General features: G+C 71.5%; 20 protein-coding genes. 10 read left to right on the top strand and 10 right to left on the bottom strand.

The window, feature by feature from the left end:
* Positions 1–35: 35 nt before the first annotated feature.
* From ACFWVV_RS30125 to ACFWVV_RS30115, 3 genes are all read left to right on the top strand, one after another.
* Positions 36–905 (top strand): alpha/beta hydrolase, encoded by an 870-nt coding sequence (locus ACFWVV_RS30125; RefSeq protein WP_384355579.1) that lies wholly within the window; start codon positions 36–38, stop codon positions 903–905.
* A 204-nt stretch (positions 906–1,109) separates the two neighbouring features.
* Positions 1,110–2,651: a sensor histidine kinase gene (locus ACFWVV_RS30120; RefSeq protein WP_384355581.1), complete on the top strand. Its 1,542-nt coding sequence runs from the start codon at positions 1,110–1,112 to the stop codon at positions 2,649–2,651.
* A complete protein-coding gene (locus ACFWVV_RS30115; protein WP_384355583.1) occupies positions 2,648–3,310 on the top strand; it encodes a response regulator in 663 nt (220 codons plus the stop codon). The genes ACFWVV_RS30120 and ACFWVV_RS30115 overlap by 4 nt, the downstream gene beginning before the upstream one ends.
* Positions 3,311–3,450: 140 nt before the next feature.
* On the opposite strand, the gene ACFWVV_RS30110 is transcribed toward ACFWVV_RS30115, so the two are convergent.
* Positions 3,451–4,734 (bottom strand): adenylosuccinate synthase, encoded by a 1,284-nt coding sequence (locus tag ACFWVV_RS30110; RefSeq protein ID WP_384355585.1) that lies wholly within the window; start codon positions 4,732–4,734, stop codon positions 3,451–3,453.
* Positions 4,735–4,952: 218 nt separating this feature from the next.
* Here ACFWVV_RS30110 and ACFWVV_RS30105 point away from each other — a divergent pair, with 218 nt between their 5' ends.
* Together ACFWVV_RS30105 and ACFWVV_RS30100 are read left to right on the top strand one after the other, a co-directional pair.
* Complete coding sequence (locus ACFWVV_RS30105; RefSeq protein ID WP_384355617.1) at positions 4,953–5,765, top strand: diacylglycerol kinase family protein; 813 nt, start codon at positions 4,953–4,955, stop codon at positions 5,763–5,765.
* 119 nt (positions 5,766–5,884) lie between these two features.
* Complete coding sequence (locus tag ACFWVV_RS30100) at positions 5,885–6,478, top strand: Uma2 family endonuclease (protein WP_384355587.1); 594 nt, start codon at positions 5,885–5,887, stop codon at positions 6,476–6,478.
* 9 nt (positions 6,479–6,487) lie between these two features.
* Here ACFWVV_RS30100 and ACFWVV_RS30095 read toward each other — a convergent pair whose 3' ends face one another.
* On the bottom strand, positions 6,488–6,925 hold the full coding sequence (locus ACFWVV_RS30095) for a GbsR/MarR family transcriptional regulator (protein WP_384355619.1): 438 nt from the start codon (positions 6,923–6,925) through the stop codon (positions 6,488–6,490).
* A gap of 252 nt (positions 6,926–7,177) precedes the next feature.
* Here ACFWVV_RS30095 and ACFWVV_RS30090 point away from each other — a divergent pair, with 252 nt between their 5' ends.
* From ACFWVV_RS30090 to ACFWVV_RS30080, 3 genes are all read left to right on the top strand, one after another.
* The gene (locus tag ACFWVV_RS30090) at positions 7,178–8,134 is read left to right on the top strand and encodes an ATP-binding cassette domain-containing protein (protein ID WP_384355589.1); all 957 of its coding nucleotides are present in this window, start codon (positions 7,178–7,180) and stop codon (positions 8,132–8,134) included.
* Entirely contained in the window at positions 8,131–9,759 is a 1,629-nt protein-coding gene (locus tag ACFWVV_RS30085; RefSeq protein WP_384355591.1) for an ABC transporter permease, read from the top strand. The genes ACFWVV_RS30090 and ACFWVV_RS30085 overlap by 4 nt, the downstream gene beginning before the upstream one ends.
* Positions 9,760–10,030: 271 nt before the next feature.
* Entirely contained in the window at positions 10,031–12,649 is a 2,619-nt protein-coding gene (locus tag ACFWVV_RS30080) for an RICIN domain-containing protein (protein WP_384355593.1), read from the top strand.
* Between the two features lie 138 nt (positions 12,650–12,787).
* Here the strand turns inward: ACFWVV_RS30080 and ACFWVV_RS30075 are convergent, their stop codons facing one another.
* The 5 genes from ACFWVV_RS30075 to ACFWVV_RS30055 all read right to left on the bottom strand — a co-directional run bounded on the left by ACFWVV_RS30075 (position 12,788) and on the right by ACFWVV_RS30055 (position 15,239).
* Complete coding sequence (locus ACFWVV_RS30075) at positions 12,788–13,144, bottom strand: TetR-like C-terminal domain-containing protein (protein WP_384355595.1); 357 nt, start codon at positions 13,142–13,144, stop codon at positions 12,788–12,790.
* Between the two features lie 108 nt (positions 13,145–13,252).
* Positions 13,253–13,600: a VOC family protein gene (locus ACFWVV_RS30070; RefSeq protein WP_384355597.1), complete on the bottom strand. Its 348-nt coding sequence runs from the start codon at positions 13,598–13,600 to the stop codon at positions 13,253–13,255.
* A gap of 87 nt (positions 13,601–13,687) precedes the next feature.
* Positions 13,688–14,098, bottom strand: a complete 411-nt coding sequence (locus tag ACFWVV_RS30065; protein WP_384355599.1) for a VOC family protein — start codon at positions 14,096–14,098, stop codon at positions 13,688–13,690.
* Positions 14,099–14,163: 65 nt separating this feature from the next.
* Positions 14,164–14,406, bottom strand: a complete 243-nt coding sequence (locus ACFWVV_RS30060; RefSeq protein ID WP_384355601.1) for a DUF397 domain-containing protein — start codon at positions 14,404–14,406, stop codon at positions 14,164–14,166.
* Positions 14,403–15,239 carry a Scr1 family TA system antitoxin-like transcriptional regulator gene (locus tag ACFWVV_RS30055; protein WP_384355603.1) on the bottom strand — a complete coding sequence of 279 codons (837 nt, stop codon included), beginning with the start codon at positions 15,237–15,239 and terminating at the stop codon, positions 14,403–14,405. The genes ACFWVV_RS30060 and ACFWVV_RS30055 overlap by 4 nt, the downstream gene beginning before the upstream one ends.
* A 146-nt stretch (positions 15,240–15,385) precedes the next feature.
* Between ACFWVV_RS30055 and ACFWVV_RS30050 the strand changes: the two genes are divergently transcribed.
* Together ACFWVV_RS30050 and ACFWVV_RS30045 are read left to right on the top strand one after the other, a co-directional pair.
* Complete coding sequence (locus ACFWVV_RS30050; protein WP_384355605.1) at positions 15,386–15,817, top strand: hypothetical protein; 432 nt, start codon at positions 15,386–15,388, stop codon at positions 15,815–15,817.
* A gap of 132 nt (positions 15,818–15,949) precedes the next feature.
* Positions 15,950–16,912 (top strand): hypothetical protein, encoded by a 963-nt coding sequence (locus ACFWVV_RS30045; RefSeq protein ID WP_384355607.1) that lies wholly within the window; start codon positions 15,950–15,952, stop codon positions 16,910–16,912.
* An 18-nt stretch (positions 16,913–16,930) separates the two neighbouring features.
* Here the strand turns inward: ACFWVV_RS30045 and ACFWVV_RS30040 are convergent, their stop codons facing one another.
* The 3 genes from ACFWVV_RS30040 to ACFWVV_RS30030 all read right to left on the bottom strand — a co-directional run bounded on the left by ACFWVV_RS30040 (position 16,931) and on the right by ACFWVV_RS30030 (position 20,239).
* Positions 16,931–19,066 carry a serine/threonine-protein kinase gene (locus ACFWVV_RS30040; protein WP_384355609.1) on the bottom strand — a complete coding sequence of 712 codons (2,136 nt, stop codon included), beginning with the start codon at positions 19,064–19,066 and terminating at the stop codon, positions 16,931–16,933.
* Between the two features lie 88 nt (positions 19,067–19,154).
* Positions 19,155–19,649, bottom strand: coding sequence for a MarR family winged helix-turn-helix transcriptional regulator (locus ACFWVV_RS30035; RefSeq protein ID WP_384355611.1), 495 nt, complete (start codon positions 19,647–19,649; stop codon positions 19,155–19,157).
* Entirely contained in the window at positions 19,646–20,239 is a 594-nt protein-coding gene (locus ACFWVV_RS30030; RefSeq protein ID WP_384355613.1) for a DJ-1/PfpI family protein, read from the bottom strand. Before ACFWVV_RS30030 ends, ACFWVV_RS30035 begins: the two co-directional genes overlap by 4 nt.
* Positions 20,240–20,947 lie beyond the last annotated feature (708 nt).

Here is a 20,947-nt window from a genome sequence, read left to right as displayed (position 1 = left end):
TGAACACCCCCTCAGTGCCCGGAGGTTGAAGCCGTATGCCGAGCGTGCCGAGCTGTGCGCCGTTGCCCGACGAGCCGCCGGAACACCCCGCCGTCGCACCGGACAGCAGCGCCGCGTACGGCGAACACCCGGACCAGGTCGTCGACTTCTACGCACCCCGGGGCGAACGGAGCGGGGCCGCACCGCTGGTGGTCGTGCTGCATGGCGGCGCCTGGCGGGCCCCCTACGACCGGCAGCACATCACCCCGTTCGCCGACTTCCTGGCGCGGCGCGGGTTCGCCGTCGCCAATGTGGAGTACCGGCGCGGGAGTTCGCTGCCGCACCAGGGGGTGGAAGGGCCGGTCGCGGGACGCTGGCCGGAAACCTTCGACGACGTCGCGGCCGCCCTGGACCTGCTGCCCGACCTGGCGAAGACGGCACTGCCCGAAGCGGACGTCCGGCGCACCGTCCTGACCGGGCACTCCGCGGGCGGACACCTCGCGCTGTGGGCCGCCGCCCGGCACCTGCTGCCGGACGACGCGCCGTGGCGGCTGCCGTCCCCGCCGCCCCTGCGCGGGGTGGTTGCACTCGCCCCCATCGCGGACTTCGCCACGGCGGTGGAGAGGGGGGTGTGCGGCGGCGCGGTCACCCAGCTGCTGGGTGGCGAGCAGGGTTACGAGGAGCGGCTCGGGTACGCCGATCCGGCCGCCCTGCTGCCCACCGGTATCGCCACTACGGTCGTCCAGGGCCGCACCGACACCACGGTCCCGTACGAGGTGTCGGAGGCGTACGCGGAGGCTGCGGCCAAGGCAGGCGAGGTGGTGGGCCTGACCCTGCTGGAGGACGTGGGCCACTTCCCGCTCATCGACCCGGCGGCGGACGCCTGCGCGGTGGTGGCTGAGGAGATCGCCCAGCTCGCGTACTGAACGGCCGCAGCGGGGGCCCGGCCTCGCGCACTGGGGCGAGCGCGGCTCACGTATGGGGGCGAGCGCGGCTCACGTACCGGGGCGAGCGCGCGGCTCGCGCACTGGCGCCCCCCGGCCGGGCGGCGCGCGTAGTACTTGGGACGGACGCGGAAGGTCGGTGGCACGGGGGACGACCCCGGGCCCCCGCCTCCTTACGGTAGGTCCATGACCAAGACCACATCCCGCATGGGCCGCAGTCCCGAAGCCCAGTTGCTGAGGCGCGCGCTGGAAGGCCTGCGGAGCGACCTGCTGCGGGACGCGATGGAGTACCAGCCGCTGCCGCCGGTCCCCACGGACGGCCGGATCCTGAGTCACCTGCCCCGGTGGGTGCGGAGCTTCGTGGCGTGGCTTCCGCGCGGGCTGATCCTGCTCGCTGCGTTCTTCACCGTGGTGTACGCCTGGGTGTTCGCCGACAACGAGGATTTCCCCCTCCCGACGCTCCTGGTGGCGGCGGTGTCCGGCGGCGCCGTGCTGCTGACGCTGGTGCGTCCGGGGGCGGCCTGGTGGCTCTCGCTCGCGGCGGTGCCCATCGGCCTGGTGGCGACCCCCGAGGCGGGGAGCGGTCCGTGGATTCCCGCCACGGCGCTGATGCACGTCGCCGTGGTGACCGTGGTCGCCGCGCGCACCAGGGTCCGTACGGCCGCCTGGATGTGGGTGTTCCTGGCACTGTGGGCGCTGATCTTCGCGCCCGGCAGCTCCGAGGGCCCGTCGAACGCGGGGCCCATGCTGGTGGGCACCGGGGTGCTGCTGCTCGTGGTCAGCATCGTCCACATCCGGAGGGACGCCGCGCGCGAGGTGGTGGCGGAACGCACCGTGACGGCGGTCGAGCGGGACCGCCGCACGCTCCTCGAAGAGCGGTCCACCATCGCCCGCGAGCTGCACGACGTGGTCGCGCACCACATGTCGGTGGTGGCGATCCAGGCGGAGGCCGCGCAGTACCGGGTGGAGAACCCGCCGCCGGAGCTCCAGGCCGCGTTCGTCACGATCCGGGAGAACGCGGTGGCCGCACTTACCGAGCTGCGCCGCGTGCTGGGGGTGGTGCGGGCCGCCGACTACGAGGCCCCGGACGCCCCGCAGCCCACCCTCGCCGACCTCGGCAAGCTGTTTGCCAATGTGCGCGACGCCGGGCTGGACGTCGAGCACGTCACGACCGGGGCGGCCCGGGCGCTGCCGCAGGGCGTGGAGCTGTCGGCGTACCGCATCGTCCAGGAGGCGCTGAGCAATGTGCTGCGGCACGCGCCGGGGGCGCGGGCACGGGTGGAGGTGAGCCATGTGCTCGGCGGGCTCGGCCTGCGGGTGGTCAACGGTCCTGCGTCCGGCGAGGTGCCGCCCTCGGAGGGGTCCGGGCACGGCCTGACCGGCATGCGGGAGCGGGTCGCCATGCTGAGCGGTGAGATGACGGCCGAGCCGACCGAGGACGGGGGTTTCGAGGTGGCGGTCTTCGTCCCCGTACAGGCCGACCGGCCGGCGCTGGAGGACGCGGTCCCGCCGCAGCGGAGCACGACCGAGGACACGATCCCGGTCACGGCCGCAGTGGCGGGCCACGCCGCAGCGGAGGGCACAGCCCCCGGGACGGCCCCGGCCCCCGCGACAGGCACAGCCCCCGCGACAGGCGCCGCCCCCGCGGCAGGCGCCGCCCCCACGACAGGCACCCCCACCGCCACGCTCCCCGCCAAGCCGAACCTCGCCAAGGACGGCGCCGTATGACGGACATCCGGGTCCTGATCGTCGACGACCAGATGATGGTGCGCGAGGGCTTCACGGTCCTGCTGAACGCGATGCCGGGCATCGAGGTCGTCGGCGAGGCGGTCGACGGACGGCAGGCGGTCGCGCAGGTGGCCGCTCTGCGGCCGGACGTCGTACTGATGGACATCCGGATGCCCGAGATGAACGGCATCGACGCGACCCGCGAGATCGTCGCCGCCGACACGGACGCGAAGGTACTGGTCCTCACCACCTTCGACCTCGACGAGTACGTCTACCAGGCGCTGCGGGCGGGCGCGTCCGGGTTCCTGCTCAAGGACGCGTCCGCGCGTCAGCTGGCCGAGGGCGTCAGGGTGGTGGCGTCCGGCGAGGCACTGCTCGCGCCGACCGTGACCAAGCGGCTGATCACGGAGTTCGCCAAGCGGACCATCGGGCCGCGCACCCCGGTGCCGGGCCAGTACGGCGAGCTGACGGAGCGCGAGACGGAGGTGCTGGTCCTCATCGCGCAGGGCCTCTCCAACGGGGAGATCGCCTCCCACCTGGTCGTCGCCGAGTCGACGATCAAGACGCACGTCAGCCGGATCCTGGTGAAGCTGGGCCTACGGGACCGCACCCAGGCGGCGGTCTTCGCGTACGAGGCCCGACTGGTGACACCGGGCTGAGCGGGCCGGGGGCCCGGCGGCTCCAACGCCCGCACCCGGCCCCGCCGCCGGACACGGCGATGCCCCGGCGGCCGGTCATCGACCGGTCGCCGGGGCATCGTCTCGTACTCGGGGCGCCCACGGACGCCCCGTCGACCGCCCTAGAGGAACGAGTTGATCTCGATCGTCTCGGTACGGCCCGGGCCCACGCCGATCGCGGAGATCGGGGCGCCGGACATCTCCTCCAGGGCCTTCACGTACGCCTGCGCGTTCTTCGGCAGGTCGGCGAAGGTCTTGGCCTTGGTGATGTCCTCGGACCAGCCGGGGAGCTTCTCGTAGATCGGCTTCGCGTGGTGGAAGTCGGTCTGCGAGTACGGGAGCTCCTCGACGCGCTTGCCGTCGATCTCGTACGCGACGCAGACGGGGATCTCCTCCCAGCCGGTCAGCACGTCCAGCTTGGTGAGGAAGAAGTCCGTCAGACCGTTCACGCGGGTGGCGTAACGGGCGATCGGGGCGTCGAACCAGCCGCAGCGGCGGTCACGTCCTGTGGTGACACCGCGCTCGCCACCGATGCGGCGCAGCGCCTCGCCGTCCTCGTCGAACAGCTCGGTCGGGAACGGGCCCGCACCGACGCGCGTCGTGTAGGCCTTCAGGATGCCGATGACCCGGCTGATCTTCGTCGGACCCACGCCCGCACCCGTGCAGGCGCCGCCCGCGGTCGGGTTCGAGGAGGTGACGAAGGGGTACGTGCCGTGGTCGACGTCGAGCAGCGTGCCCTGGCCGCCCTCGAAGAGGACCACCTTGTCGTCGTCCAGCGCCTTGTTGATGATGAGCGTCGTGTCGGCCACGTAGGGCTTGATCTGCTCCGCGTACTGGAGCATCTCCTCGACGATCTTCCCGGCGTCGATGGCACGGCGGTTGTACAGCTTGGTGAGCAGCTGGTTCTTGGTCTCCAGCGCCGCCTCGACCTTCTGGACGAGGATCGACTCGTCGTAGAGGTCCTGGACGCGGATGCCGACGCGGTTGATCTTGTCGGCGTACGTCGGGCCGATGCCGCGGCCGGTCGTACCGATCTTCCGCTTGCCGAGGAACCGTTCCGTCACCTTGTCGACGGTGACGTTGTACGGCGTGATCAGGTGCGCGTTGCCGCTGAGCAGAAGCTTGGACGTGTCGATACCGCGCTCGTTGAGTCCGCTCAGCTCGGAGAGCAGGACGGCGGGGTCGACGACGACACCGTTTCCGATGACGGGCGTGCACTCAGGAGAGAGGATTCCGGAAGGGAGAAGATGCAGCGCGTACTTCTGGTCGCCAACGACGACCGTGTGGCCGGCGTTGTTGCCGCCCTGGTATCGCACTACGTAATCGACGGATCCACCGAGCAGGTCGGTGGCCTTTCCCTTGCCTTCGTCACCCCACTGAGCACCGAGCAGCACAAGTGCGGGCACAGGCGTACACCCCTTCCGGGCGGGGCATGTCCAAGGTCAGGGGCGTACGCGATGACATGCGTCGACGACTGTGTCGACGTGCATGCCGTCCATCGCGTGCCTTGACCGCTGAACGAGCTGCCCCGGAATAGACGAAGCCCCTGGCGCAATAGCGCAAGGGGCTCTTGCACAAAGATGCTACCCGAGGAAGGACCGAGGTGTCGGCTCCCGACCAGCTCATGGTGGTCATCGACCCGGTCGCCCGGCGGACGGACGGTGAGTCCGTGCGTATCGCGAAGGATGTGCTGTGCGCCGGCGCGCGCACCAGAATGTGTCTTCCCGACACCGCCGAGGAGTTCGCGCGGGCCCTCGCCCGCCGGGGCAGGCGCAGGGTCGTGGTGATCGGCGACGACCTCGCGCTGGTACGGGCGGTGGGCCAGCTGCAGCGCGAACGCCACCCCGTCGGCAGCGGCCCGCTGGCACTGGTCCCGGTCGGGGCGGAGGTGTCGCTGGCCAGGTCGCTGGGGGTCCCGGAGGGCACGGTCGCGGCCGCCCGCGCGGTCCTTGACGGAACGGTTCGGCGGATGGACCTGCTGGCCGACGACCGGGGCGCGGTGGTGCTGGGCGGCGTCCTGGTACCGGCTCCGCCGCCCGTCCCCGCGACGGTGCCGCTGCACGGCGTGGGCCCGTCCATGTGGTCGGCGTCCTGGTCCGCCTGCCGCTCGCTGGTACGGACGCTGGTGCGCCCGGCCCCCGAGGCCGTGCTGCGGACGTACCGGCTGCGGGTGGAGGCGGACGGGGTGCTGCTCAGCGACCTGGACGAGCCGGTGGAGGGAGTGTCGGTACGTTCCTGGGGCGGGGGTCTGGCGGAGGTGTCGGTGGGCCGGGGCGCGGCCGGTTCCGCCCCGGTGACGGCGCAGGCCCTGACGGTCACGGTCTCGGGCCCCGACTTCCGCTACCGGGCCGACACGACAGTGGGCGGCCCGGTCCGCACGCGCACGTGGACGGTGCGGGAGAACGCCTGGTCGCTGGTGGTGCCGGGGGTGTCGTGAGGGAGCGCACGGCGCATATTCGAAGGGCATAGTCACCCGTCCGGGTGAGCGTCATGGGAAACCCGTGCCCCGTGGCTCCGGGCCCGGCACGCTGGTGCTCGCCAGAGAGGAGGTGCACCATGACAGTCATGGTTGAGCGCACGTCCGGCATGTCGGTGGAGGAGTTCGAGGCGATCGCGAAGGCGGCCGCAGCGGAGTCCGACGCCGCCAGGTTCGAGTACATCGACGGACGGGCCAGGGAAAAGATCGTGCCGGACGGGGACCACAACGAGATCGTCGAGTGGCTGCGAGCCCTCTGCATGCAGCACCAGCCGAGCTGGGCGCTGTACGGCTCGGACCAGGGGCTGAAGGTCGAGACGTACCGGGCAGGGCGAGCTCGCCCGGACGGCATCCTCGCACCGCGCGGCACCTTCGCCGGCCAGGGCGAGTGGGCCGACCCCGACGGCGTCCTCATGGTGGTCGAGGTGACTTCGTACGACTCCGACACGGACCGCAGGGACCGCCAGGAGAAGCCCGTCGCGTACGCCGCCGCTGGGATTCCCGTCTATCTGCTGGTCGACCGGGACGCCGGGGCCGTGCTCGTGCACAGCGAACCGTCCCCCACCGGGTACGGCGACGTCCACACCGTCCGCTTCGGAGCGGCCCCCGTCGCGCTGCCCGCCCCGGTCGGCATCGTGCTCGACACCGAGGTGCTCAAGCAGTACGTCCGGTAGGGCACGGCCTCAGGACGCTGCCCCGCCCGCCCCCGCCCCGCCCGACCGCTGGGCGCGCCAGCGGTCCATCATCAGCGGGATCTCCTTCTGGACGAAGGCGAAGAAGTCCGCCGACTCCGCTATGCGACGGCCCGCCGGGGTGTCCGGGCCGAGGGATTCCGCGCCTTCCTGGAGGACCGCGTTCCAGCGGGCCATGATCTGGTCGCGGCGGCCGAAGGCCTCGTACCAGAGTTCCTCGTGCAGGCGGTAGAGGTCGCGGCGGGTGCCCGGTTCGCGTTCGCGGCGGACCATGCCGACCTGGGTGAGGTAGCGGACCGCGCCGGAGATGGCGGCGGGGCTGATGTGCAGCTGCTCGGCCAGTTCCGGGGAGCTGAGCGCGCCCTTGTCGGAGGCCAGCAGGGCGGCGAAGACCCGGGAGCCCATCCGCTGCATGCCCGCCTCGGACATCTCCGACGCGAAGCGCTCGACGAAACGGGACACCACGTCGGCATCCCGGGCGTCCGCGTCCCGCGCGGCCGCCCCTGCAGAATTCCGCGCGGCCACCACCTCCGCGTCCCGGGTGCTGTTCTCGCTGGTCACTGGCTCGCTGCTGGTCACTGGCCCATCGTCTCCCCATGCTCGGCCACGTTCGGCCACGCCCCGGAGTTTATACGGTTTCTTAACTTCACAAATTTGTGAAGCGAGCGTACGTTCAGAAACATGACCAAGGCAATCAGCGTGGCCGGACTGCACAAGTCCTTCGGCCGCACGCATGCACTGGACGGCCTGGACCTCGACGTCCGGGCCGGCGAGGTCCACGGCTTCCTCGGGCCCAACGGGTCCGGCAAGTCCACCACCGTCCGGGTCCTGCTCGGCCTGCTGCGCGCCGACTCCGGCGACGTGACCCTGCTGGGCCGGGACCCCTGGCAGGACGCGGTCGCGCTGCACCGGCGGATCGCGTACGTGCCGGGCGACGTGACCCTGTGGCGCAACCTCTCCGGAGGTGAAGTCATCGACCTGTACGGCAGGCTGCGCGGCGGCCTCGATCCGGCGCGCAGGGCCGAGCTCGTGGAGCGCTTCGAGCTGGACCCGACCAAGAAGGGGCGCACGTACTCCAAGGGCAACCGGCAGAAGGTGGCGCTGGTGGCCGCGTTCGCCGCCCGCGACGTCGACCTGCTGATCCTCGACGAGCCGACCAGCGGCCTCGACCCGCTGATGGAGTCGGTCTTCCAGCGGTGCGTGGCCGAGGCGCGCGACGCCGGGCGCACCGTACTGCTGTCGTCGCACATCCTCAGCGAGGTGGAGGCGCTGTGCGACCGGGTGAGCATCATCCGTCAGGGGCGCACGGTGGAGACCGGCTCGCTGACCGAACTGCGTCACCTCACCCGCACCTCGATCACCGCCGAACTGGCCACCCCGCCGAACGGCCTCGCCACTCTCCCCGGCGTCCACGACGTCGACGTCCAGGGCCACCGCGACGACGTCCAGGGCCACCGCGTCCGCCTCCAGGTCGACACGGACAAGCTGGACGCGGTGCTCGGCGCGCTCACCGCGTCCGGCGTGCGGTCCCTGACCAGCACCCCGCCGACGCTCGAAGAACTCTTCATGCGCCACTACGGAGAGGCAGCCGCAACAACCGCCGGGCAGGCCGTCGACGAGCAGGCGGTGCCCCGATGACCGCCACCGCGACCCGCGCGTCCGGCCCTGCCCCGGCTCCCGCGCGGGAGCGGGCAGGTCAACTCACCGGTACGGCGATCCTGCTGCGGCTCGCCCTGCGCAGGGACCGCCTCGTGATGCCGCTCTGGGTGCTGGTCATCGCCGTGATGGTCAGCAGCGGCGCAAACACCATCAGGACCCTGTACGACACCCCCGCCGAGCGGGCGCAGGCCGCCGCGTCGATGGCGTCCAACGCTTCGCTGCGCGCGCTGTACGGGCCGGTCTTCGACCCGTCGGTGGGCGGCCTGGTCGCCTGGCGGTTCGGCGTGTTCGCCGCGCTGCTCGCCGGGGCGATGAGCCTGGTCGTCGTCGTACGGCACACCCGTGAGGAGGAGGAGACCGGGCGGCAGGAGCTGCTCTCGGCGGCCCGGGTCGGCAGGCACGCCCCGCTGGCGGCGGCGCTCGTCGCCGCGCTGATCGCCAACGCGGCGGTTGCGCTCCTGGTGGCCGGCGCCCTCGCGTCGTCCACCGGGGACACGGCGGGCTCGCTCGCGCTGGGGCTCGCGATCGGGGCGAGCGGCGCGTTCTTCGCGGGCACGGCGGCCGTGACGGCGCAGCTCACGGAGAGCGCCAGGCTGGCCAAGGGGCTCGCGGCGGCGGTCCTCGGTGCCGCGTTCGCGCTGCGTGCGGCGGGTGACGCGGGAACCTCCGACGCCTCCTCCGTCCTCAACTGGGTCTCCCCGCTCGGCTGGGCGGAGAACGTCCGCCCGTACGCCGGCGAACGCTGGTGGCTGCTGCTGGTCCTGGCCGCGTCGGCCCTCGCCCTCATGGCGGCGGCCCGCTTCCTGTCCGGCCGCCGCGACGTCGGCATGAGCTTCCTGGCCACGCGCGCGGGACCCGCCACCGGCCGCCTCTCGACGGCGTACGGGCTTGCCTGGCGGCTCCAGCGCGGCAGCGTGCTGGGCTGGACGCTGGGCTTCCTGGCCGCCGGTGTCCTCTTCGGCGGCATGACCTCGGGCGTCGGCGACCTCGTCGCGGGCAACGAGCAGACCAAGGAGATCTTCCAGCGGATGGGCGGCCAACAGGGCCTCAGCGAAGCGTTCCTGGCGGCGGTGGTCGGCATGCTGGGCATGGTCGCGGCGCTGTACGTGGTCTCCTCGATCCTCCGGCTGCACGGCGAGGAGACCTCCCAGCGCGCCGAACCGGTCCTCGCGGGCGCGGTCGGCCGGCTCCGCTGGGCGGCCGGCCACCTGGTGATCGCCTTCGGCGGCACGGTCCTGCTGATGGTCGTCTTCGGCTGCGCCCTCGCCCTCGGCTACGGCCGGGACCTGGGCCCGATCCTGGGCGCGGCCCTGGCCCAGCTGCCCGCGATCTGGCTGCTCGGCGGCCTGACGGTCCTGCTGTACGGGGCCTTTCCCCGGGCGGCGGCTGCCAGTTGGGGCGTGGTCGGCCTGTGCCTGGCCATCGGCTGGATCGGCCCCGCCCTGGACCTGCCCCGCCCCGTCCTGAACCTCTCGCCCTTCGCCCACCTGCCCAAACTGCCGGGCGCGGAGCTGTCGTGGCCCCCGCTCCTGCTCCTGACGGCCCTCGCCGTACTGCTGACGGCGGCGGGTCTGGCGGGCCTGCGGCGGCGGGACGTGGGCTGAGGCAGGGTGCGGCGGCGGGGGTTTGCGACCGCCGCCCTGACGGGTCGCAAACTGACCCGCCCGCTGGTCACCGCCACTCCCACCGGCCGCGAGAGGCGACTTTCCGGCCTCGCGGCAACCTTTGCGGCACCCGCGGCGACAAGAGGCGTGGGTCCGGTGCTTCCGGAGCCCGGAGCCGGACCCGGACCCCCCCGGGCCCGGACCCCCATCCGGACCCGGAGCCCGGACCCGCCTCCTGTCCTGTGTACCGCCGCAAGGAGAACCTCCCCCCATGACCCACCCCAAGCACGGCACGCGCCGCGGGCGTCACCGCCGTCGCTGGACCGCGACCGGTCTGCTGATCGGCGCGCCCGCCCTCGTCGTTCCGTACCTCCTGTTCGTGCAGGAGGGCTCGCAGGCCGCGACGGTCGACGGTGATGCCTACTACCGCCTGGTCTCCGTGCAGAGCGGCAAGGTGCTGGACGTCAACGGCTTCTCCACCGCCGACGGCACCCGCATCCAGCAGTGGACCGACCAGAACACCGCCAACCAGCAGTGGAAGCTGAAGGGCACCGGCGACGGCCACTACGAGCTGGTGAACCGCAACAGCGGCAAGGTGCTCGGCATCGCCGGCGACTCGACCGGTGAGAACGCCGCCGCCGAGCAGCAGACCGACAGCTCCGCCACCTCCCAGGAGTGGCGCATCGACGACGTGAGCGGCTCCGACGCCGTCACCCTCACCTCGCGCAGGAGCGGCCGGGTCCTGGACGTCTCCGGCAGCTCGAGGGCCGACGGCGCGGCAGTCGTCCAGTACCGCGCCAAGGGCAGCGCCAACCAGCAGTGGAAGCTGGTGCGCGTCCCCGAGGCACCGGCGGCCGCGGGCGGAACGTACCGCTGGAACAACGCCCAGGTGGTGGGCGGCGGTTACGTCACCGGGCTGGTGTTCCACCCGAAGGAGAAGGGCCTGCTGTACGCCCGTACCGACATGGGCGGCGCCTACCGCTGGGACGCGGCGGCCGAGCAGTGGACCCCGCTCAGCGACTGGGTCGGCGAGAAGGACTGGAACCTGCTGGGCATCGACTCGCTGGCCACCGACCCCGTCGACCCCAGCCGGCTCTACCTCGCGGCGGGCACCTACACCAACGACTGGGCGGGCAACGCCGAGCTGCTGCGCTCCACCGACCGGGGCCGCACCTTCCAGCGCACCGCCCTGCCCTTCAAGCTGGGCGCCAACGAGCACGGCCGCGGCGCGGGCGAGCGACTCGCGGTCGACCCCGCCGACCACCGCACCCTGCTGCTGGGCACCCGCAAGAACGGCCTGTGGCGCAGCACCGACCACGGCGCGACCTGGCGCCAGGTCTCCGCGTTCCCCGTCAAGGACGGTGCGAGCAGCGGCGCGGGCATCGCCTTCGTGACGTACGGCCCGGCGGGCAGCAACACGGTCTACGCGGGCGTGGCCGACAGGACCACCTCCCTGTACCGCTCCACCGACGGCGGCTCCACCTGGCAGGCCGTCCCCGGGCAGCCGGTCGGCCACCTGCCGCAGCACGGGGTGATCTCCGGTGACGGCTCGCTGTACCTGACGTACGCCAACTCCATCGGCGACGCCACGGCCGGTTCGGTGTGGAAGCACACGCCGTCGGCCGGGACGTGGAAGAACATCTCCCCCTCCCAGGGCAATTACGGGTTCTCGGGCCTGGCCGTCGACCCGCAGAAGCCGGACACGGTCATGGTCGCCACCCTGCACCGCTGGTGGCCCGAGGACGAGTTGTACCGGAGCACCGACGGCGGTACGACCTGGCAGGCGCAGGCCGCGAAGTCGAAGCGGGACCCGTCCGCCGCCCCCTTCATGGGGACCGGCATCGGGCACTGGATGAGCGCCATGGCCATCGACCCCTTCCACTCCGGGCACATGCTCTACGGCACCGGCGGCGGCATCTGGCGCAGCAAGGACGTCAACGCCACCGACAACGGCGGCACCAGCCACTGGACCGTGGGAGCCAAGGGCCTGGAGGAGACCGCCGTGCTGGACGCGATCGCCCCGCCGGGCGGCGCCACCGTCGTCACCGCCATGGGTGACCTGGGCGGTTTCCGCCACGACTCCCTGACCGAGGTGCCCGCCGGGCGGCTGGACAACCCGATGATGATTACCAGTACCGGCATCGACTTCGCCCAGTCGAACCCCTCGCTGATGGTCCGCGTCGGCCGCGGTGGCGCGCAGGACGGCGCCTTCTCCACCGACGGCGGCAGCACCTGGACCGGCTTCAAGACCGAGCCGGTCGCCGGCGGGGCCAGCGGCCAGGTCGCGCTGTCGGCGGACGGCTCAGCCCTCGTCTGGACCCAGGCCGGCCAGGCTCCGTACCGCTCGGCCGACAGGGGTACGAGCTGGCAGAAGTCCGGCGGGCTCGGCACCGGTGCCGAAGTCGTCGCCGACCGCTCCTCGGCCCGTACCTTCTACGCGCTGTCCGGGGGCACGCTCCACGCCAGCACGGACGGCGGTGCGACCTTCACCGCCCGCGCCACCGGCCTGCCCGGCGGCAGGCTCGCGGCCGTTCCCGGTGCCGCCGGAGACCTGTGGATCGCCGGTGGCGACGGCGGGCTGCGGCACTCCACCGACGGCGGCCGGACCTTCACCACGCTCAAGACGGTGAAGTCCGCCTCCGCCCTCGGCTTCGGCAAGGCCGCCCCCGGTGCCGACTACCAGGCCCTGTACATGATCGGCACGGTCGAGGGCGTCACCGGAGTCTTCCGCTCCACCGACAGGGGCGCCACCTGGATCCGCGTCAACGACGACGCCCACCAGTGGGGCAGCATCGGCGCGGTCGGCGTCGTCACCGGCGACCCCGACACCTTCGGACGCGTGTACATCGGCACGAACGGACGCGGTCTCCAGTACGGCGACCCGTCCTGACGCCCGGCCCGGCCGCGGGTACTTCCGTACCTCCGCCTGCGACCGGGTCCGACACCCGGTCCGGCCACGGGCACTTCTGCCTGTGGCCGGACCCGGTGACCTGCATGGCCCATCCGTCAGGTGCTCGACACCGGCGGTTCAGTCTTCGGGGGCGTGAGCAGGTGGATCGGCCTGGAAGCCTGCGATCAATGTGTCGACGAGGAAGTGGAAGCTCCGCGTGACATCGCGGGGCATCGCGAAGCCCCCGGTGCCCTCCAGGGTGACGAACCCGTGAAGTGCCGAGCGCAGCGCCCGCGCGGAGTCGACCACGCGCGCGTCGGGCAGGCCGAAACCGGCGAGGACGTCGAGCAGTACCTGCAACACCTCCTCGCTGACGCGGCGGTCCTCCTCGTCACCGTCCGCCGGAGCGAGAAGGGCGCCGGTGTACCAGCCGTGTTGTGGTCTGCCTTCCAGATCGGCAATTCGCCCTGCCCGCGTCGGATTCGGTGCGGGCATGCACGACTTCGGGGCTGCATCTCGCTGTCCGCTACGAAGCGACCGTGCTGGCCGCGGCCCTCTACGAATGGCTGTGACCAGCACCCTCGCCCAAGGTCGGAATGATCGTCAGCGGTGGCCCAGCACGTTGACCACCAGGCCGTTGGGGTCGCGGACGAAGAACCGGCGCACTCCCCATTCCTCGTCCTGCAAGGGGTGCACGATCTCCGCGCCGCTCTCCCGCAGGACCTCGTAGGCCGCGTCCACATCGTCCACCTCGACACTCATGTCGGGCGTGACCGGTGCTGTCTTGTCGCTGGCCATGAAACTGACCTGAGCCCCCGGGTTGGACCGGGAGCCGAGCGTCATGATCCAGCCGTGATTCATGACCTCCTCGAACCCGAGCAGGTCGTAGAACTCCCGGCTCTCCTGCACAGCGTCCGACTGGACATTGGGTACGACACGGCGAACGGCCATCGACAACTCCAAGTGACGAGACGTGTCCTGGGTGCTCTCCAGGAGTACTACGACACACCTGTCGCCACATGCACTTTCGATAGGCGCCTAGCTGCGCTGGGGCCAGACCGGGCCCTGGTCGGTCCAGGTGACGCCCTTGTTGCGGCACAGGCAGAAGGGGTGGCCGATCGGGTCGGTGTAGACCCGCCAGCCGTAGCCCTCGGGGCCGATGAAGTCCTGCCGCAGTGTCGCGCCGAGGTCGACGACGCGGCGCTGCTCGGCCTCGATGTCGTCCACTTCGAAGTCCAGGTGGAACTGCTTGGGGTGCTCGCTGTCGGGCCACTGCGGGGCACGGAAGTCGTCCACCCGGATGAAGGCCAGTTCGATCTCACCGAACTTGATGCCCGACCAGTCCTCGTCGCTGCCCTCCTTGACCGGGCGGCCGGTCACCTCGGAGTAGAAGGCCGCCAGCTTCAGCGTGTCCGGGCAGTCGATGATGAAATCGGTGAGTCGCAGCATCCCGCGATCCTGCCACGACCCGGACCCCGTTCACCAGGGCTTATATCGGGAGGGGGGAGACGGAACTAGTGCGTCTGCCAGGCGAGGAAGTCGGTCCAACTGGACCCGGGGACGGTAAGGATGGGGCTGGTCGCGCTGAGCTTGGTGTCACGGATGTGGATGGTGTGGGGGCAGGTGGCGACTTCTACGCACTCGCCGCCGCTGCCGCTGCTGTACGAGGATTTGTGCCAGTCGTAGGCGGTTTGAATGCAGTTGCAGCCGCTACGGCTGCTGTAGCTCGACTTGGCCCGCCCCAGGAACTTGCTCATCTCTGCTCTCCTGCCAACCGCGCGATGAGGTCCAGCGACATACGTGGACTCAGGGCCTGTGCCCGGATCTTCGCATATCGCTGCGAGTAGACGCTGACCGCTGCAGGATCATCGACCAGCATGCTGACGTCCTGGATCTCCATGTACGCCAGATGCTCATGCCCACGCGTTTCGATGAGCGTCAACGGACCCCGATCGGCGGCGTATTCGCCATCCAGCCCGCAGTCCAGCGCAAGCACTTGCATGGTGACGTTTCTGCGCTCGGAGCACTCGATGAGGTGGAGCAGTTGATTCCGCATGACCTCCACACTGCCCATCATGCGGGTGAGGACTGACTCGTCGAGGATGACCCCGATCATGGCGGTCGGCTCGCGGTCGAAGAGCTGTTTGCGTTCCATGCGCCCTACCACCAGCTCTTCGACCCGCGCCTCTGAGGTCAGTGGGTAAGTCCCGCTGAAGAGTGCACGCATGTACCCCTCGGTCTGGAAGAGTCCATGGATCGTATGCATCGAGAAGGCGAGCAATGACACGGCGTCCCGCTCCAGCTCTGCGAACCGCTGAAACTCGGCTGGGTACCTCTCGCGCCGGATCGTGACCATCGCGTTCAGAAAGAAACCCGAGCCCTCTCCGAGGACCGCTTCCAGTCGCATCAGCATCTGGTCGCTCGGAGGCTGGGCGAGCGTCTCCAAGGCGCTCACTGCCGCACCGGAGTAGCCAAGCTCCTGGCCCAGACGCTCCTGTGACCACCCCCGCTGCTTCCTGATCGACAGAACCATCTTCGCCACCAGCCGTGCTGTCGGACCTGCCGATTCCTTGTTCTCCGCGCGCGCCATCCCCACCACCGTCCCAAACTCAACTGGTCTCAACCAGCCTCAACCAGATCCAGCCGAATTCAATCCAGCGCAACGGAACTTCCGGATATTCAACGCTCCGCCGGACCCTATGGAAAACGTAAGGCCCACCCCGTCAAGCTGTCAGCGTGGATACGCAAAGTCATGGACTAAACATCAGCTGGATTCCCGCTTCCGGCTTCCAACTCCGCAAAGCAGGCGTGCAATTCGATGCCGTACGCATCGGAGGCGAGGACGGCCGGCGGGTGGCGGAGTTGATGGAGGCGATCACCGGTGGGGACCCCGGGCCGATCGTGGCGGAGTCCAAGGGGGCCAGGGCGCTCTACTTCCTGGTGCCGCCGGGGAGCACCGCGTTCCGGGCGTGGCCGGACGGGGTGAGCGTACTGAATGCCGGGCCGGACAAGGTCAGTTACGTACCCGTGTGCGCACTCGGGGGCGGGACTTGGCCGCTGGCGTGGTGGTGTCCGCCGACCGAGGAGGGGCGGTTCGTGCACGTCAAGCTATTGGCCGGAGTGGCGGAGGCCCTGTTGTCACCCGCCAGCAGGCCCTCACTCGAATGAGTGGAATGGGGGAACTGGGCTTGCGGGAGCCGTGCTTGGTGGTCGCGTAATGGTGACCACAGCTTCAGCCACAGAAAACCCCCGCGGTGCGCAAACACCCGGGGGCGTGGCACCCGGAGAGAAGGACTCCCGATGCAGATTCACCGTACCGCGCCCACGCGCGCCTTTTCCATCATTCAGAACGCCCTAGCTCAAGATCATCGCATCTCATGGTGCGCGGCAGGCGTACTGCTGTACCTCCTCAGCCTCCCCGAGAGCGCCAAGGCGTCCGTGCGCGCCCTCGCGGGCAAGCGGACGGAGGGGCGGGCCCGGATCGCCCAGGCGTTGCGTGACCTGGAGGCAGCCCGTTATCTGCGGCGGCTGGTCGTCAAGGTCCCCGAGACCGGCGAGTTCCGTACCGTCTACGAGGTCTTCGATCAGCCGTACGATTCGCCGGTCGCCGAGGGTGAACCGGAGAGTGGCCAGAACCGGGCCTCCGGCGACGGGGCGGCCCGCGCGTCGGGCCCGAAACCTTCGGTTTCCAGTACCTCTCTTCAAGAACCACCTACCTTGCGCGACGCGAAGCGCCCCGCCCCGGTCGGGGCGGTGGCCCCGGGCGGGAAGGTGCCCCCGCCTCGCAAGGCGCCCCCGTCCAGGCGGGCGGCTGAGGTTCCCGTGGAGCAGTCCGTGGCTGCACCCGGCCAGGACGACGCGCGGCACGGGAGGGCGGCCCGTTTCCTCCACACGCTGGGCCATGTCGCTCCCGGCCTGTCGCTGGGCATCGCGGAGGCGTTGAAGCTGGCGCCGCTGGTCGTGGACTGCTGGGACAAGGGGGTGAGCGAGTCCGCGTTGCGCAGGTCGCTGACGAGCGGGCTGCCGGAGGACGTGTACTCGGCGCCGGGGCTGCTGGCCAGCCGTCTGTCCCGTAAGTCCGCGGGGAAGACGGCGGCCGTGCCCGTACGCCGCTCCGAGCCCCGGCTGTCCGCCGCGTGCGAGGGCTGCTCGGCGCGGCTGCCACGGCCAGGCCGCTGCAAGGCCTGCGCGGGCGAGGCGGTGCGCTGGGGCGACGTACTCCAGCTGGGAGGGCCGGCAGGGCTGACGGCCGAACCGTCGTAGTAGCCCCCCTCGCCCGCCCTACCGCGTGTACGTGGACGTGACGCCGTCCGAGGCGGTGCGCAGGAGGGAGCCGTCCGACTGGAGCGCGAGGGTCGAGCTCTTGCCGGGTGCGCAGGAGGCCGCGGGGCCGCTGACGACGCGGGACGCGGAGAGGTGCAGCGGGCCCGAGGCGCCGGGATCGGACACCAGGTGGGCAGCGAACTGGCAGCTGAAGCTGTCCCCGTTCACGGACAGCGAGAACACGGTGTCACCGACTCCGCCCTCCCTGAGGGTGAGGGCGTACGGGGACCCCTTGATGTAGCTGTGCCAGGTGCCGAGGAACCGGGCGGGGACGGTGCCGTCGCCGGAGTCTGAGCTGGGGGTGTCGGAGTTCCGGTCCGGCTCGTCCGAGGGCGGGCCATCGGACGACGGCGTGTCCGAACCGCCCTGCTCGGTAGGGGATTTGGCGTCGGTGTTCGGGGAACTCCCGCTGCTTGTGCTGCCTTTGCTCTCGCCGCCGCTGTTCATGAAGGCGTAGACCGCGCCGCCGGAGCCGATGGCCACTATCAGCGCGACCGCGACCAGGGCGAGGGTCGACCGCTTGGAACGGTCCGGCGGCCGGGGAGGCTGAGGGCCGCCGGGCTCGGGGTAGGCGTAGGCCCCGGGCGGGGTGGGGAACCCGTAACCGCCGAACTGGCCGGGCTGGTTCTGCTGGTTGGGGTAGCCGTAACCGGCTGGGGGCAGTGCGGGGAGTGGGGTCTGCGGGATGTGGGGCGTGTACGAGTGGGGAGGGCCGTGCGGGGTGCCGGGGGCGGGCGGGGCGTCGGGGCTGCTGCCGGTGCCTTCCGTGGTGCTTCCGGTGCCTCCCGTGCCTCCTGTGCCTCCCGTGCTTCCGGCCGGGGGTGTGGTCTGGGACGGGACGACGTACGTGGGCATGGCGTGCATGCCGTTGGGGGTGGAGGAGTGGTGCGGGGTGCCGGGGGGCGGGGGAGTGCGGACGGCCTCGGTGGGCGTGTGGGAGGCGGGGGGCTGGGGCGGCTGCTGGGGCGAGGGGTCTTCGCCGGAGCGGGATGCGGGTGCGTCGGACGGCGCGGACTTGCCGGGTGCGGCCGGGGAAGGCGCGGCGGACGCGGCGGCTCCGGCTGCGACCCCGGCTGCGGCGGCTGCGGGCTTGGGGACGGGCCCTGGCCCGGCCACCCCGGGCCCCTGCCCGTGCCCCGGCCCGTGACCCAGTCCCGGTCCGGGAACGGCATCGGTGGCGAAGGAGGTGGTGGGGTTCTCCAGGTCGAGCAACTGGACCGCGTGAATGCCCAGTTGGGCCACCAGGGAGGCGGGCAGCCAGGGATCGCCGGGGGTGGGACCCGGGCCCGTGCGGGTGCGGAGCTGCGCGAGGGTGGGGCGGGCCTCCGGCGGTTTCTGGAGGCAGTCGCGGATCAGGTCGTGCAGGCTCTCGGGCACGTCGGTGAGGTCCGGCGGCTCCTGGGCGATGCGGAACATCATCGCGTGCACGCCACTGTGCGACGTACCGAAGGGAAGCCTGCCGGTGGCCGCGTACGCGAGGACCGAGCCGAGGCAGAAGACGTCGCAGGCGGCGGTCACGCGCTCACCGCGCACCTGCTCGGGGGCCATGAAACCGGGCGAGCCGACCAGTGCGCCGGTGCGGGTCAGGCCGCTGTCGGTGACCGTGACGAGGGCGCGGGCGATGCCGAAGTCGATGACCCGGGGGCCGTCGATGGTGACCAGGACGTTGGAGGGCTTGAGGTCGCGGTGGATCAGGCCCGCCGCGTGAATGTCCTGGAGGGCGTGGGTGAGGCCGGCCGCGAGCACGAGGACCGAGCGTTCGGGGAGGGGGCCGTGGCCGCCGGAGACCACCTGCTGGAGAGTGGGCCCGGCGACGTAACCGGTGGCGACCCAGGGGATGTCGGCATCGGTGTCGGCGTCGAGGACGGGCGCGGTCCACCGGCCGCCGACGCGTCGGGCGGCGTGAACCTCCTGCCGGAAGCGGCTGCGGAACTCCTCCTGCTCGGCGAGCTCGCGCCGGACCAGCTTGACGGCGACGGTGCGGCCCCGGTCGGAGCGGGCGAGATAGACCTGGCCCATCCCGCCTGCGCCGAGGCGGGCCAACAGGCGGTAGGCGCCAATGCGTTGGGGGTCCGAGGGCCCCAGCTTCTCCATGGCCATGACTGTGGTGCCACCCTCCCCCGATGTGACAGCGATGGCCCCGAGTTTAGTGCCGTTGTACGACGAAGGAGTCAGCCGATCGCTACCGTTCCGTCACTGAGGGGAACGAATCGGGGACCGTGGCCATGGCTGCGGAGAGGCGTTCGATTACGCGGACGGTCTCGGCGAAGCCCTCCTCGCCCAGTTCCGTGCGCAGCCGTTCGGCGAGGGCGGCGTGGGAGGGGTCGAGGCGGCGGACGGCCTCGGCGCCGTCGGGGGTGATGCGCAGGAGCTTGGCGCGGCGGTGCGCCGGGTTGTCGGCGTACTCGGCGAGCCCCTTGGTGACGAGGAGGTCCGCGATGCGCTGCACGCTCTGGCGGGTGATGCCCATGGTGCGGGCGATGGAGGCGACGGGGGCCGGGGCGCGGTTGACCGCCCCCAGCACCTGCCACCAGGCGGCGGTGAGCCCCACCTCGCGGGCCATCCGGTCGGAGACGGCGATGAACTGGCCGTTGAGGTGGAAGACGCCGAGGGCGGTACGGGTGAGGAGCTGCTGGGGGTCCGTGCCTTCGGGGCTTGCGGTGGGGGAATCGGTCACGAGGCCAGGATCTCGTACGCCGAGGGGTCGGAGTCGTGGAAGAGCCGGTACCAGGCGTCCAGCTTCTGTGGCGGGAACACGTCGAGGCGGCGCAGGATCTCGCGGGCGAAGGCCTCGGGCTGGGTGCTGTTGGCGGTGATCAGGTCGCCGTCGGTGAGGGCGTCGGTGTCGACGTAGTGGGCGGAGCCCTTGTAGCCGGTGGCGTCCAGGTAGAAGGACACGTTGCTGGTGTGGGGGCGGTCGTCGAGCAGCCCTTCGCGGGCGAGCCCGGCGGTGGCACCGCAGATGGCGGCGACGGGGATGCCGGCGGAGAGGAAGGTGCGGGCGGTGGCGGCGAACGGTGCCAGCTCGTCGCCCGTGTCCCAGAGCTCGCTGCCGGTGAGGATGAGGACGGCGCTGTCGTCGGGGCGCAGGTCGCCGAGCACCATGTCCGGGAGTACGCGGAGGCCGCCCTTGGTGGTGACGGGGGCGTCGGTGAGGGCCACCGTACGGACGGTGTAGCCGTGGTCGGTGAGCTCGGCGGTGATGTGGCCGGACTCCCAGTCGGCGTAGGAGTCGTAGACGGCGAGGTGCACGGTCTTGCGGGACATGGGGTGTCTCCTCTGGATCGTGGCGATCGGCCTTTGGGGCGATGACAGAATGCTGTCATTGAGACAGTGTGCTGTCAATGGGTTTGGGTCACTGTGCGGCTCCGCCGCGTGGGGCTGTATCGCTGTGCGGCTCCGCCGCGTGGGCGCGGCCAGCTGCGGGTGCGCCCTTCAGGGGCGCGGGGCTGTGTCTTTGTGCGGCTCCGCCGCGTGGGCGCGGCCAGCTGCGGGTGCGCCCTTCAGGGGCGCGGGGAACTGCGCGGCCAGCCACGTATGAGCCGCACACCCCTCCCACCCTGGCCGGGCTGCCACCCAGGGGTCCGGGGCGGAGCCCCCCGCGCGGCGGAGCCGCAAAGTGTCACAGTCGGGAAGGGGCGGGGTGGGGTGAGGCTCCGCGCAGCGGACCACTCCTGGTGCGGAGCGGAACCTTCACGGCGGAGCCGGGGTGGGGCGGGGCCCGAGGGTGCGGCTCCGCCGGGGGCCGCCCCCTTGCCCGCCCGTCCCGCCCCCGGGGGGCGGCCCCGTCGCCCAAGCGGGCTGGGGGGGGGAGGGTCGGGCTACCCCGCCGCCCAGGGGGGGCGGGGTGACCCGGGCGGCCCCGTCGCCCAAGCGGACTGGGGGGTGTCTCTATGTCCTTCGTCAAGGACGTGGTGCCGGGTGTGGGGGCTGTTTGAGGTGGTTATGCGGCGAGGGTGATGGTGGGTGTTCTGG

Origin of the sequence: Streptomyces sp. NPDC058663, from assembly GCF_042716745.1 — a bacterium.
GTDB lineage: Bacteria > Actinomycetota > Actinomycetes > Streptomycetales > Streptomycetaceae > Streptomyces.
The sequence above is the reverse complement of the archived record's forward strand: the minus strand, read 5'-3'. Positions and strand labels throughout refer to the sequence as shown.